Annotated in this window: 11 protein-coding genes; all 11 read left to right on the top strand. The window is 34.8% G+C overall.

Going from position 1 to position 14,677, the window contains the following annotated elements; all coding sequences use genetic code 11:
* The first annotated feature begins 24 nt into the window (after positions 1–24).
* The 11 genes from rpoC to clpP all read left to right on the top strand — a co-directional run bounded on the left by rpoC (position 25) and on the right by clpP (position 14,616).
* Positions 25–4,242, top strand: a complete 4,218-nt coding sequence (rpoC, locus tag FPB0191_RS10025) for a DNA-directed RNA polymerase subunit beta' (protein WP_039105782.1) — start codon at positions 25–27, stop codon at positions 4,240–4,242.
* A 169-nt stretch (positions 4,243–4,411) separates the two neighbouring features.
* Positions 4,412–4,627, top strand: a complete 216-nt coding sequence (locus FPB0191_RS10020; RefSeq protein WP_039105780.1) for a YheU family protein — start codon at positions 4,412–4,414, stop codon at positions 4,625–4,627.
* Positions 4,628–4,758: 131 nt separating this feature from the next.
* Complete coding sequence (crp, locus tag FPB0191_RS10015; protein WP_039105778.1) at positions 4,759–5,391, top strand: cAMP-activated global transcriptional regulator CRP; 633 nt, start codon at positions 4,759–4,761, stop codon at positions 5,389–5,391.
* Between the two features lie 156 nt (positions 5,392–5,547).
* On the top strand, positions 5,548–6,267 hold the full coding sequence (locus FPB0191_RS10010; protein ID WP_039105776.1) for an isoprenyl transferase: 720 nt from the start codon (positions 5,548–5,550) through the stop codon (positions 6,265–6,267).
* A gap of 19 nt (positions 6,268–6,286) precedes the next feature.
* Positions 6,287–7,141: a phosphatidate cytidylyltransferase gene (locus tag FPB0191_RS10005; protein ID WP_039105773.1), complete on the top strand. Its 855-nt coding sequence runs from the start codon at positions 6,287–6,289 to the stop codon at positions 7,139–7,141.
* The gene (rseP, locus tag FPB0191_RS10000; RefSeq protein WP_039105771.1) at positions 7,138–8,469 is read left to right on the top strand and encodes an RIP metalloprotease RseP; all 1,332 of its coding nucleotides are present in this window, start codon (positions 7,138–7,140) and stop codon (positions 8,467–8,469) included. Before FPB0191_RS10005 ends, rseP begins: the two co-directional genes overlap by 4 nt.
* Positions 8,470–8,509: 40 nt before the next feature.
* Positions 8,510–10,933, top strand: a complete 2,424-nt coding sequence (gene bamA, locus FPB0191_RS09995; RefSeq protein ID WP_039105769.1) for an outer membrane protein assembly factor BamA — start codon at positions 8,510–8,512, stop codon at positions 10,931–10,933.
* Between the two features lie 27 nt (positions 10,934–10,960).
* The gene (locus tag FPB0191_RS09990) at positions 10,961–11,449 is read left to right on the top strand and encodes an OmpH/Skp family outer membrane protein (RefSeq protein WP_039105767.1); all 489 of its coding nucleotides are present in this window, start codon (positions 10,961–10,963) and stop codon (positions 11,447–11,449) included.
* Positions 11,449–12,477, top strand: a complete 1,029-nt coding sequence (gene lpxD, locus FPB0191_RS09985; RefSeq protein ID WP_039105766.1) for a UDP-3-O-(3-hydroxymyristoyl)glucosamine N-acyltransferase — start codon at positions 11,449–11,451, stop codon at positions 12,475–12,477. The genes FPB0191_RS09990 and lpxD overlap by 1 nt, the downstream gene beginning before the upstream one ends.
* Positions 12,478–12,607: 130 nt before the next feature.
* On the top strand, positions 12,608–13,909 hold the full coding sequence (gene tig, locus FPB0191_RS09980; protein ID WP_039105764.1) for a trigger factor: 1,302 nt from the start codon (positions 12,608–12,610) through the stop codon (positions 13,907–13,909).
* Positions 13,910–13,995: 86 nt separating this feature from the next.
* Positions 13,996–14,616 (top strand): ATP-dependent Clp endopeptidase proteolytic subunit ClpP, encoded by a 621-nt coding sequence (clpP, locus tag FPB0191_RS09975; protein WP_039105761.1) that lies wholly within the window; start codon positions 13,996–13,998, stop codon positions 14,614–14,616.
* Positions 14,617–14,677: the final 61 nt, after the last annotated feature.

Raw genomic sequence — 14,677 nt, 5'->3', positions numbered from 1 at the left:
GTTTAACTCCATAGGAGCCAATTCGTGAAAGACTTATTAAAGTTTCTAAAAGCGCAGACAAAAACTGAAGAGTTTGATGCTATTAAAATTGGATTAGCCTCACCAGATATGATTCGTTCATGGTCATTTGGTGAAGTTAAAAAACCAGAAACCATTAATTATCGTACCTTTAAACCGGAGCGTGATGGTTTATTCTGTGCCAGAATTTTTGGTCCAGTAAAAGATTATGAATGTTTGTGTGGTAAATACAAACGTTTAAAACACCGCGGTGTAATCTGTGAAAAATGTGGTGTTGAAGTTACTCAAGCTAAAGTACGTCGTGAACGTATGGGGCATATTGAATTAGCTTCACCAACTGCACATATTTGGTTTCTGAAATCACTACCATCTCGTATTGGTTTATTGTTAGATATGCCATTACGCGACATCGAACGTGTACTTTATTTCGAATCATTTATGATATTAGATGGTGGTATGACCAATCTTGAAAGAGGTCAAATATTAACTGAAGAGCAGTACCTTGATGCGCTTGAAGAATTCGGTGATGAATTTGATGCACGTATGGGGGCAGAGGCAATTCAAGAGCTATTACGTAATTTAGATTTGAATGCTGAATGTGAATTATTACGTGATGAGTTATCGACTACCAATTCTGAAACTAAACGCAAGAAATTAACGAAGCGTATTAAAATTTTAGAAGCATTTATCCAATCGGAAAATAAACCAGAGTGGATGATTCTAAATGTATTACCTGTTTTACCACCTGATTTACGTCCATTAGTACCGTTAGATGGTGGTCGATTTGCGACTTCAGATTTAAATGATTTATATCGTCGAGTTATTAACCGTAATAATCGTTTAAAACGTTTACTAGATCTAGCTGCACCAGATATTATCGTACGTAACGAAAAACGTATGTTACAAGAATCTGTTGATGCATTATTAGATAATGGTCGTCGTGGTCGTGCGATTACCGGTTCAAACAAACGTCCATTAAAATCACTTGCTGATATGATTAAAGGTAAGCAAGGTCGTTTCCGTCAAAACTTACTTGGTAAACGTGTTGACTACTCTGGTCGTTCTGTTATTACTGTGGGTCCTTACCTACGATTACATCAATGTGGTTTACCTAAGAAGATGGCTCTTGAATTATTCAAACCATTCATTTATGGTAAATTAGAGCGACGTGGTTATGCAACGACCATTAAAGCTGCGAAGAAAATGGTAGAACGTGAAGATGCTATTGTTTGGGATATTTTAGATGAAGTAATCCGCGAACATCCGGTATTATTAAACCGTGCACCTACTCTTCACCGTTTAGGTATCCAAGCCTTTGAACCGATCCTGATCGAAGGTAAAGCTATTCAGTTGCATCCATTAGTTTGTGCGGCATTCAATGCTGACTTCGATGGTGACCAAATGGCTGTACACGTGCCATTAACACTTGAAGCCCAAATTGAAGCACGTGCGTTAATGATGTCAACTAATAATATCTTATCACCTGCGAGTGGTGAGCCGATTATTGTTCCATCTCAAGACGTTGTATTGGGTCTTTACTATATGACGCGTGATAAAGTAAATGCTAAAGGTGAAGGTATGTTATTAACCGGACCAAAAGAAGCAGAAAAACTTTATCGTTTGGGGGAAGCAGAACTTCATGCACGTGTTAAAGTTCGCATAGTTGAACATCAACGTAATAGTGCTGGTGAATGGGAAGCAACCACATCATTAGTTGATACAACGATTGGACGAGCGATTTTATGGTTAATTATGCCAAAAGGTTTACCATTCTCTGTTGTAAATCAACCGTTAGGTAAAAAAGCAATTTCTAAGATATTGAATATTTGCTATCGTCAGTTAGGCATGAAAGAGACTGTTATATTAGCCGATCAGGTGATGTATACAGGTTTCGCGTATGCAGCGCGTTCTGGGGTATCTGTCGGTATAGACGATATGGAAATCCCAACCAAAAAAGCTGAGATTATCCGCGAGGCGGAAATTGAAGTGGCTGAAATTCAAGAGCAGTTCCAATCTGGTCTAGTTACGGCTGGTGAACGTTACAATAAAGTTATCGATATTTGGGCAGCTGCTAATGAGCGAGTTGCGAAAGCGATGATCGATAACTTATCAACTGAGAAAGTCATTAATAGAGAAGGTCAAGAAGAAACACAATCTTCATTCAATAGTATCTATATGATGGCTGACTCAGGTGCTCGTGGTTCGGCAGCACAGATACGTCAGTTAGCAGGTATGCGTGGTTTGATGGCAAAACCAGATGGTTCAATCATCGAAACACCAATTACTGCAAACTTCCGTGAAGGATTAAACGTTCTTCAATACTTTATTTCTACGCATGGTGCGCGTAAAGGTCTTGCCGATACCGCATTAAAAACAGCGAACTCTGGTTATTTAACTCGTCGTTTAGTTGATGTAGCCCAAGATCTGGTTGTTATTGAAGATGATTGTGGTACACACGAAGGCGTAGTAATGACACCAGTTATTGAAGGTGGTGATGTTAAAGAACCATTACGGGAACGTGTACTTGGTCGTGTAACAGCAGAAGATGTATTAAAACCAGGTTCTGCGGATATTCTTATCCCTCGTAATACATTATTAGATGAAAGCTTCTGTGATTTACTTGAAGCAGAATCAATTGATAGCGTGAAAGTACGCTCAGTTGTATCTTGTAATACTGATTTCGGTGTTTGTGCAAAATGTTATGGTCGTGATCTTGCACGAGGTCATATTGTTAATAAAGGTGAAGCTATTGGTGTTATTGCAGCACAATCAATCGGTGAGCCAGGAACACAGTTAACAATGCGTACGTTCCATATCGGTGGTGCAGCATCTCGTGCGGCAGCTGAATCTAGCGTACAGGTGAAAAATAACGGTAACGTTAAATTAAGTAATGCTAAATTCGTTATTAACCCAGAAAAGAAATTGGTTATTACTTCACGTAATGCGGAATTGACGGTTGTAGACGAATTAGGTCGTATGAAGGAAACTTATAAAGTTCCTTATGGTGCGATTTTAACTAAAGGTAATGGTAGTACAGTAAAAGCGGGTGAAACAGTAGCTAACTGGGATCCACATACCATGCCTGTTGTTTCTGAAGTACAAGGCTTCGTGAAATTCGTTGACATGATTGATGGACAATCTATCACACGTCAGACCGATGAATTAACGGGTCTATCTTCAATTGTAGTGCTTGATGTTGCGGAAAGAACATCACTTGGTAAAGACTTACGCCCAGCAATTAAGATTGTTGATAAACAAGATAACGAAGTATTTGTTTCTGGTTCAGAAATGCCTGCACAATACTTCTTACCAGGTAAGGCGTTAGTTCAATTAGAAGATGGTGCTGAAATTAATATTGGTGATGTATTAGCGCGTATTCCTCAAGCATCTGTTGGTACTAAAGATATTACCGGTGGTTTACCACGAGTTGCTGATCTATTTGAAGCACGTAAACCTAAAGAACCTGCTATTTTAGCAGAAGTTGATGGTGTGATTTCATTTGGTAAAGAAACCAAAGGTAAACGTCGTCTGGTGATTTCACCTGCTGATGGTAGTGAGCCATATGAAGAGATGATTCCTAAATGGCGTCAACTTAATGTGTTTGAAGGTGAACATGTTCAACGAGGTGATGTTATTTCTGATGGACCTGAATCACCGCATGATATTTTACGTTTACGTGGTGTTAATGCCGTAACACGTTATATTGTCAATGAGGTTCAGGAAGTTTACCGTTTACAAGGCGTTAAGATTAACGATAAGCATATTGAAGTTATCGTTCGTCAAATGTTACGTAAAGCGACTATTATCAACCCAGGTAATTCAACTTTACTTGAAGGCGAACAACTTGAGGTGTCACGCATTAAAATTATTAATCGTGAGCTTGAGGCACAAGGTAAAGAGCCAGCGACTTACTTACATGATCTATTAGGTATCACTAAAGCGTCGTTAACAACTGAGTCATTTATCTCGGCTGCATCATTCCAAGAAACAACCCGTGTGTTAACGGAAGCAGCAGTAGCCGGTAAAAATGATGAATTGCGTGGACTTAAAGAGAACGTTATTGTTGGTCGACTTATTCCTGCGGGAACAGGTTATGCTTACCATAAAGAGCGTTTACGTAAACGTTCTCTGGTCATTGATTCTAGTGAAGTTGAATCAACTATCACAGCGGAAGAAGCGACGGCAAATCTGGCGGAATTATTAAATTCAACCGATGAAATATAATCGTTTTCTTATTTAATATACAAAACCACTCTTAATGAGTGGTTTTTTTATATCAGGGGAAACTAATACTATCGTTAATTAAATAGAATGAATAATTAAGTCAAAAATTGAAGTTTTATTATACTAGACTAAAATAAAGTGTTAGAACTCTAAAGGATGATAATTACATATGATTATTCCATGGCAAGAACTTGAAGAAGATACATTAACAAATATTATTGAATCATTTGTTTTACGTGAAGGTACCGATTATGGTTTAGTAGAAAAGACACTTTCTGAAAAAGTTGCTGATGTGAAAATGCAACTTCAACAAGGTGAAATTGTTATTGTTTGGTCTGAATTACATGAGACAATTAATCTAAAACATATTAGAGATTTAAAGTAATTTTGCGACAAGCATTTTAATATAAGGGAAAATCTTTTTTAACCTATGTTATTCATTAGGTAACTTTGGTATAGTTGCTAGCAAAAATAACTAGACATCTTCTAGATATTGAATAAACGAGGAAGAGCCTAATGATTATTAGTAAACAACAGTCCGATACAACTTTAGATTGGTTTTTATCACATTGTCATATTCATAAATACCCAGCAAAAAGTATTTTAATTCATCAAGGTGAAAAAGCGGAGACCTTGTATTATATTGTAAAAGGTGCTGTTGCCGTGTTAATAAAAGATGATGAAGGTAAAGAAATGATACTTTCATACCTAAGTCAAGGAGAATTTATTGGCGAATTAGGACTTTTTGAGGAGGGTATTGAGCGCAGTGCTTGGGTCAAAGCGAGAAAGAATTGCGAAATTGCTGAAATATCTTATAAAAAATTTAAACAATTAATTCAAGTTAATCCCGATATTTTAATGAAACTAGCTGCACAAATGGCTAATCGATTACAGATTACCTCCGAAAAAGTAAGTAATTTAGCTTTTTTAGATGTAGCGGGAAGAATTGCGCAAACTCTACTTAATTTAGCGAAACAACCTGATGCAATGACTCATCCTGATGGCATGCAAATCAAGATTACACGACAAGAAATCGGACAAATTGTTGGTTGTTCGCGAGAAACTGTGGGAAGAATATTAAAAATGTTAGAGGAACAACATCTTATTTCTGCTCATGGTAAAACAATTGTAGTATATGGGACTCGATAAACATTGTTGATTTATTTTTTATATTTGTTAAATAGATTTTATAAAACAAATTATAAATAGAGCACTTATTCAATAAAAATTTAGGAAAATTAATATCACAGCTATATAGGTTATGTTAACATATTAAGATAATAAATTGAATAACTTAGGATTGGCATGATTCAGCAAACACTCATTCCGAAACATATTGCTATTATTATGGATGGAAATGGGAGATGGGCTAAAAATCGCAAACAATTAAGAATTGTTGGTCACCGAGAAGGTTTAAAAGCTGTTAGAAGGACAGTAAAATATGCGCATGAGTTAGGAGTTAAAGTATTAACTCTTTATGCTTTCAGTAGTGAAAATTGGAAGCGACCTGAGCAAGAAGTGTCTGGATTAATGGCATTATTTGTGTATGCATTGAATAAAGAAGTGAAACAACTTCATGAAAATAATATGCGCATAAATATAATCGGTGATATTTCTCGTTTTTCATTTCAGCTACAGAAAATGATTCTTCAAGCACAAGAAAGAACGAAGAATAATACAGGTTTAGTCTTAAACATCGCTGCCAATTACGGTGGCAGATGGGATATTGTTAATGCAGTTAAAAAAGTTATCCATAAATTTGAAGAAAATAACATTAAATTAGACGATATTAATGAAGATGTGATTAATCAAGAAATTTCATTATGTGAATTACCACCGATTGATTTAGTTATTAGAACTGGTGGTGAATATAGGATAAGTAATTTTCTATTATGGCAAATAGCGTATTCTGAATTATATTTTACAGATGTTTTATGGCCAGACTTTAATAAACATACTTTAGATGATGCTATATCTGAATTTAGTAAAAGAGAAAGGCGTTTTGGTCAAGTATTGGACTCTTAAATAATATTAAGGAAAGAGAATGTTAATTCAACGTTTGTTGGCAGCTTTGGTATTAATTCCAATCGTTATTGCGGGGTTGTTTTTCTTATCGATATCAAATTTCGCGATTGTAATGCTAGTTATTTTTGCTCTATCATCATGGGAATGGGCACAATTTTTACATTTTACAACAAAAAGATCTAAATCAATTTTCACTATCTTATTGACTACATTAGCTGCAATAATTTACTACCTGCCTAGTTATGTATATTTACCTATTAATATATTTGAAATCATATTGCTATCATCTATAGCTTGGTGGAGTGTTGCATTAGTTCTGGTTTTAAGCTATCCAAAGTCAGTAAAATTATGGGGAACAAGTTTCTTTAATAAATTATTATTTGCATTTTTTACTCTGATGCCATTTTTTATTGCCATGATTCAGTTACGTCAAATTAATTATGGACTTAATTCCTATGAAGGTGCTTACTGGCTGTTATATATTCTAGTTTTAGTATGGGCTACGGACTCTGGTGCATATTTTGCTGGTCGTTTATGGGGAAAACATAAATTAGCACCTTCTGTTTCACCAGGTAAAACAATAGAAGGCTTAATGGGTGGAGTTGCTTCATCAATCATTATTGGGCTTTTGGTTTATTATAGTCATTTCTTTAATGCACCTTTTTACCCATTTATGATCAGTTCAGTTGTGGCAATATTTGCCTCAGTGTTAGGGGATTTGACCGAAAGTATGTTTAAACGTGAGGCTAATATAAAAGATAGTGGGCATTTAATCCCCGGTCATGGTGGAATATTAGATCGCATCGATAGTTTAACTGCAGCAATGCCAATTTTTGCAGCGTTTATACTATATATATTTGGGGCTAATATGTGATTTGGTCAACAATTATATTTTTAATTACAATTACTATTTTAGTCACTTTTCATGAATATGGGCATTTTATAATTGCCCGTTTATGTGGGGTTCGCGTTGAGCAATTTTCTATTGGTTTCGGTAGAAATTTATGGTCGTATATTTCAAAAAAAAGTGGTACTAAATTTTCAATCTCACTCATTCCATTAGGTGGATATGTCAAAATGTTGGATGGACGCAACAGTGCTCATCCCTTGTCTGACACAGATATAAACTTTGCATTTAATCATAAATCTATAGCAAAACGTGCTGCAATAATCTTAGCTGGGCCTATTGCAAACTTTTTATTAGCTTTAATTATATATTGGATTATTTTTCAAATTGGAGTTGTTCGTTATCCTGTAGTTATTGACAAGATATTGCCAAATACTCCTGCCGCAACGATAAATATTCCTCCTCAATCAGAATTAAAAGCCATAAATGATTTTAAAATAGAGAGTTGGAGTGACGTTAATTCGGCATTAATAGCCGCACTAGGGAATGATATTGTTAATATTGAATATCAAACCCAAAATAAGGATATCTATCAGCAATCAATCAATATTGTTGATTGGCATTTTGATATAGAAAAGGAATCAGCTATTATCTCATTTGGTTTTCACCCAGCTAAGGTAATATTTTATCCAACTATTAGCAAAATAATATCTGATTCAGCTGCTGAATTAGCAGGACTAAAAGTCGGTGACGAAATCGTAACTTATAATAATATCCAATTTGATAATTGGGATAATTTTTCTGCGCAGATTAGAACAGCTAAGCCGATAAATTTAGGTATCAAGCGCGATAATCAACTTTTATTTATTGATTTAGAACCAAAACAAGAATTAGATCATAATGGACAATTGATTGGAATTGCAGGAATTTATCCAAGTAATAACACAACTGTTAAACAGTATGATATAGTAAGAGCATTTTGGAAAGGATGCGAACAAACAATATCAATGATGAGAATTGTAATGCGTTCCTTTTATCAGTTAATGAGTGGTGCATTAAGTATAAAAAGCTTATCTGGTCCCGTTGGCATTGCCCAAAGTGCTGGGCAGTCGGCGCATAATGGAATAATATCCTATCTATACTTTTTAGCATTTATTAGTATTAGTTTAGGTATAATGAACCTTTTACCATTACCAATATTAGATGGCGGACATTTATTATTTTTGTTAATTGAAAAATTAAAAGGTAGTCCTTTAACTGATGCTCAACAAAATGTATTTTATCGAATTGGTTTTTTATTTTTAATTATATTATTGGGTATTGCTTTATTTAATGATTTTATAAGGTTATTGTAGAGATGAAATGGAGTTATATAATTATAGGTGAGCCACGCAAATGAAAATTAAGAAATTGCTCATAGCATCTTTGTTGTTCAGTTCTACTGTTTATATGCCATTAGCATTAGGTGCTAGTGATTTTGTAGTTAAAGATATTCAGTTTGAAGGTTTACAACGTGTAACTGTTGGTGCAGCATTATTAAAAATGCCAGTACAGGTAGGTGACTACGTAAACGAGTCAGAACTTGGTGATATTGTTAGATCACTCTATTCCACAGGTAACTTTGAAAACATTAATGTCATGCGTAATGGTGATGTTTTGATTATTAATGTTAAAGAAAGACCAACAATAGCAAATATTACTTTTACTGGTAATAAATCAGTAAAAGATGATATGTTAAAAACCAATCTTGATGGTTCTGGTGTTCGAGTCGGCGAAGCGTTAGATCGTACAACGATATCAGCCATCGAAAAAGGGTTAGAAGATTTCTATTATAGTATTGGTAAATATAACGCAAAAGTAAAAGCTGTTGTTACTCCATTATCGCGTAATCGTGTCGATTTAAAACTGGAAATATCCGAAGGTGTATCGGCACTTATTGAACAAATTAATGTAGTTGGCGCTAAGGCATATTCATCTGATGAGCTAATTTCTCGTTTTTCACTTCGTGATGAAGTGCCATGGTGGAATATGTTAGGTGATCGAAAATATCAAAAACAAAAATTAGCAGCTGATTTAGATGAATTGCAGAGTTTTTATCTCGATCATGGTTATGCTCGTTTTAGTATCAACTCTACCCAAGTAAGCTTAACCCCTGATAAAAAAGGTATCTATGTCACGATAAATCTTACAGAAGGGGAACAATATAATTTTTCAGATATTGAGTTAAAAGGTAATTTAGCCGGTTACAAATCTAAAATAGAAGAAATAACTTCAGAAGTGCTTAAACCTGGGGAGCTTTATAACGGCAAGAAAATCACTCAAATTGAAGATAAAATTAAAAAGATGTTAGCGAATTATGGTTATGCTTACCCTCGTGTGATGACACATCCAGATTTGAATGACACTAACCATACGGCCAAGTTGATTATTTTTGTTGATGTCGGCTCTCGTTATTATGTGCGTAATATTAATATAATTGGTAATACTATTACTAGTGAAAAAGTTGTCCGCCGAGAACTTCGACAAATGGAAGGAGCTTGGTTAAGTAATGACCTAATTGAATTGGGCAAAACACGACTTAATCGACTCGGTTTTTTCGATAGTGTCGAAACAGAAACAGAAAAAGTACCGGGTTATGATGATCAAGTTGATGTTACTTATAAAGTTACCGAACGTAATACGGGTAGTATCAAATTTGGTATTGGTGTGGGTACAGATAGTGGATTGAGCTTTAATGCTGGTATTTCTCAGGAAAACTGGTTAGGAACAGGAAATAGTGTCTCATTTGATGTAAATACAACTGATTCTGACAAGACGGCTTCAATTTCAGTAACAAATCCATATTTTACTATTGATGGCGTTAGTCTTGGTGGAAGTGTTTATTACAATACTTATGAGGCAGACAAAGATAGCGGTGATGTTTCAGAATATTCCAGTAAAACATGGGGCACAACAGCGAATTTAGGTTTTCCTATTAGTGAGAAAAATTTTGTCCGCATCGGTGCAGAATATGCTAATCATCGACTTGATGATATGAATGCTCAGTATGGGATGTGGCGTTATTTTAAATCAATGGGAAAAAATATCAATAAATCAAACATAACCTTCAGTACTAATGATTTATTATTGAATGCCTATTGGGGATATAATTCTTTGGATAGAGGATTTTTCCCAACAGAAGGTTTAAAATTAACAGCAAATGCAAAAGTAACAGCACCAATATTTGATAATCGTTATGTTAAATTCATAGCAGATGGTTCTTATTACTATCCAATTGATTACGATCATAATTGGGTTACCCTAATACGTGGGCGGTTCGGTATTGGTAAAGGTTTTGGTGGTAAAGAATTACCATTTTATGAAAACTTCTTTGCTGGTGGTTCAACCGTACTAAGAGGTTTTAAATCAAATACAGTTGGACCTAAAGCAGTTAAATATAATTTATCACCATCATCTTCATGTAATTTGGGAGATACGTCAGGCTGTGAAGCATCCTCTGATGCAGTGGGTGGCAATGCGCTTGCTTTTGCTAGTATAGAACTAATTGTACCAACACCGTTTGCTAGTGAAAAATATGCTAATAGCATACGAACATCTGTATTTCTGGACGCCGGTACTGTGTGGGATACAGAATGGGATTTGAAAAATCGAAATATACCTGATTATGGTTCGGCAACAGATATTCGACTATCTGCTGGTATCGCAGTTCAATGGATGTCACCGTTGGGTCCATTGGTATTCTCTTATGCTCAGCCAATTAAGAAATATGACGGAGATTCATCTCAACAATTCCAATTTAATATTGGCTCGACTTGGTAAATGAACAAATTATATAAGGTAATTATTATGAAAAAACTGATATCAATTATTACATTAAGTACATTACTATTATTTACAGGTATAGCAAATGCCGAGACTAGAGTAGCAATCGTAGATGTTGTTTCAATTTTGGAAAGAATGCCACAGAAAGAAGCCGTGACTAAAGCCCTAGATGACGAATTTTCAAGTCGAGCAAAAGTGTTACAAGAGGAAGAGAAAAAGGCGCAAGAGGCTTCCCAAAAATTGCAAAAAGATAAAATGGTTTTATCAGCGTCAGAAAAAACTAAACTTGAAAATATTATTACTTCATTCCAAAAGAAAGTGGAAGAATTTTCTATTGATTATCAAAAACGTAAAAACGAAGAAGCTAATAAATTGTTATTACAAATTCAAAAAGCTGTAAAAACGATAGCTGAAAAAGAACATTATGACTTAGTACTGAAAGCTGAGGCTGTATTTTATTTAGAAGATAAAGTTGATATCACCAACAAAGTTTTAGCACAGGTTAAACGATAATGCACACATACAGCTTAAAAACGTTAGCAACTGTATTAAATGTAGAATTTCGTGGTGATGAAAATATTACCATTAATGCGATTGCATCAATGGCTAATGCAAAACAAGGACAAATAACTTTTTTAGCTGATAAAAAATATCAGGCACAACTAAAAGATTGTCAGGCGAGTATTGTTGTATTAACAAAAGAGAGTTTACCTTTTTGGAATGGTGCAGCTTTAATTGTTTCCAATCCATATTTAACCTATGCAAAATTAGCCCAGTTATTGGATACTACACCATTACCTGCTGAAGAAATTGCACCTTCAGCAGTGATTTCATCCCACGCTACTTTAGGAAAAAATGTGGCAATAGGTGCTAATGCAGTTATCGAAAGTGGTGTGATATTAGGTGATAATGTTATCGTCGGTGCAGGCTGTTTTATTGGTAAAGATACCAAAATCGGTAATAATACTAAGTTATGGGCAAATGTTTCGATATATCATAATATTGAAATTGGAGAAAATTGTTTAATTCAATCTGGAGCCGTAATTGGTTCGGATGGTTTTGGTTATGCCAATGATCGTGGACAATGGGTAAAAATTCCACAACTTGGTCGAGTCATTATTGGAAATAACGTTGAAATAGGTGCCTCAACAACAATTGATCGTGGTGCGTTAGATGATACGATTATTCGTGATGGTGTGATTATTGATAATCAATGTCAAATTGCCCATAACGATCAAATCGGTGAACATACAGCCGTTGCAGGTGGTGTGATTATGGCTGGAAGCTTAAAGATTGGTAAATATTGCTTAATAGGTGGAGCAAGCGTTATCAATGGTCATATGGAGATTTGCGATAAAGTAACCGTTACCGGAATGGGTATGGTTATGCGTCCGATCTCTGAACCTGGCGTTTATTCATCTGGTATTCCTTTACAAAGTAATAAAGTCTGGCGTAAAACAGCTTCATTAGTACTCCATATTGATGAAATGAATAAACGATTAAAATCATTAGAGAAAAAACTGTTACAGCTATCAGTATAAATATTCTCGACGTAATAAGTATCGGGCTGTATAATGCATGCCTATTTTATAAACTTATGGTGTTTGTAACAATTGGGATTGTTATTTTTATAAGCAAACACTACAAATTAAGATTCTGAGGTATATAAAGATGCAAGTTTCGGTGGAAACAACACAGGGATTAGGTAGACGTTTAGCGATAACTATTCCATCAGAAGATATTAAAAAAGCAGTACAAAAAGAAGTGGTTAATACAGCTAAAAAAGTTCGTATTGATGGTTTTCGTAAAGGTAAAGTGCCTTTGAAAGTTGTTGAGCAACGTTTTGGTGCTTCAATTTTACAAGACGCATTAAGTGAATTAATGCAACGTAGCTTTATTGATGCAATTATTCAAGAAAAAATTAATCCAGTAGGAGCACCGACTTATAATCCAACAGAATATAAAGAGGGTGAAGACTACAATTTTACTGTGGAATTTGAAGTTTATCCGCAAATTGAAATCAAAGATCTAGATAAAATGGAAATCGAAAAACCGGTTGCCTCGATCTCTGATGCAGATGTTGAAGTAATGATCGAAACACTTCGTAAACAACAAGGTGCTTGGAAAGAAGTTGACGCAGAAGCTAAAGATCAATCTCGCGTTATTTTAGATTTCTTAGGTACAGTTGATGGTGAAGAGTTTGAAGGTGGTAAGGCAAGTGATTTTGCTTTAGTGCTAGGTCAAGGTCGTATGATTCCAGGATTTGAGGAAGCGATTTTAGGTCATAAAGCAGGTGATAAGTTCGATATTAATGTGACTTTCCCTGAAAATTATCATGCTGAAAACCTAAAAGGTAAGGCGGCTAAATTTGAATCAACATTGAAAAAAGTTGAAGAGCTAGAATTACCAGAATTAACAGAAGATGTAATTAAACGCTTTGGTATCGCAGATGGCACTGTTGATGGTTTAAAAGCTGAAGTGCAAAAAAATATGCAGCGCGAATTAACTGCAACGATCCGTAACAAAACAAAATCAACTGTAATTGATGAGTTAGTTAAATATAATAACGTTGATGTTCCATCTGCATTAGTCGATCGCGAAATAGATGTTTTACGTCAACAAGCTATATCTCAATTCGGTGGTAATATTAAAAAACCAGTTGAATTACCAAAAGAGTTATTTGAAACAGAAGCTAAAAGACGTGTACTCGTTGGATTATTATTTGGCGAAATTATCGAAAGTAATAAGTTAAAAGCGGATGAAAACCGTGTTAAAGCGTTAATTGAAGAAATTGCGACAGCTTATGAAGATCCTAAAGAAGTTATGGATTATTATAGCAAAGATAAAAAAGCTTCTGAAAATTTAAAAGCTGTAGCTTTGGAAGATCAAGTGATAGACCTATTACTTGAGAAAGCTAAAGTTACTGAAAAAACATATTCATTTTCAGAGTTGATGAATCAAAAACCGGCTTAATAAAAGTAAGTTTTTGATTTCTTAAAGTTTATAGCCCAAAATAAGAGTGTTCTTTTTTGGGCTGTTTTATTAGTTAAGGAGGAAAAATGTCTTATAATAGCAATTCATTTGAAGAAAGAATGGGTGTTATTCCCATGGTTGTCGAGCAAAACTCACGTGGAGAAAGAGCATATGACATTTATTCTCGTCTTTTAAAAGAACGTATCATTTTTTTGACAGGTCAAGTCGAAGATAATATGGCCAATTTAATTGTGGCTCAGATGTTATTTTTAGAAGCCGAAGATCCCGAAAAAGATATTTACCTTTATATTAATTCTCCTGGTGGAGTAATAACCGCTGGAATGTCTATTTATGATACTATGCAGTTTATTAAACCTGATGTAAGTACAATTTGTTTAGGTCAGGCTTGTTCTATGGGGGCATTTCTTTTAACAGCTGGTACACAAGGTAAACGATATTGCTTACCAAATGCTCGTGTTATGATTCATCAACCTTTAGGTGGTTTTCAGGGGCAAGCTTCAGACATTCAAATTCATGCTCAGGAAGTTCTGAAGATTAAAAATAGAATGAATGAATTAATGGCTTATCATACCGGACAAAAAATTGAAGTGATCGAACGAGATACTGATCGGGATAATTTTATGTCAGCTCAACAAGCTGTTGAATATGGTTTAGTAGATGCTATTTTTGATAAACGCACTCAATAGTATGCGATATTAGAATTTGGAAAAGGTTTATCAATAAAAAGTAATTATTTAACCGCAAGTT

Source organism: Frischella perrara (assembly GCF_000807275.1).
In the GTDB taxonomy this organism is placed as follows: domain Bacteria; phylum Pseudomonadota; class Gammaproteobacteria; order Enterobacterales; family Orbaceae; genus Frischella; species Frischella perrara.
This window is presented reverse-complemented; position numbering and strand designations above follow the sequence as displayed.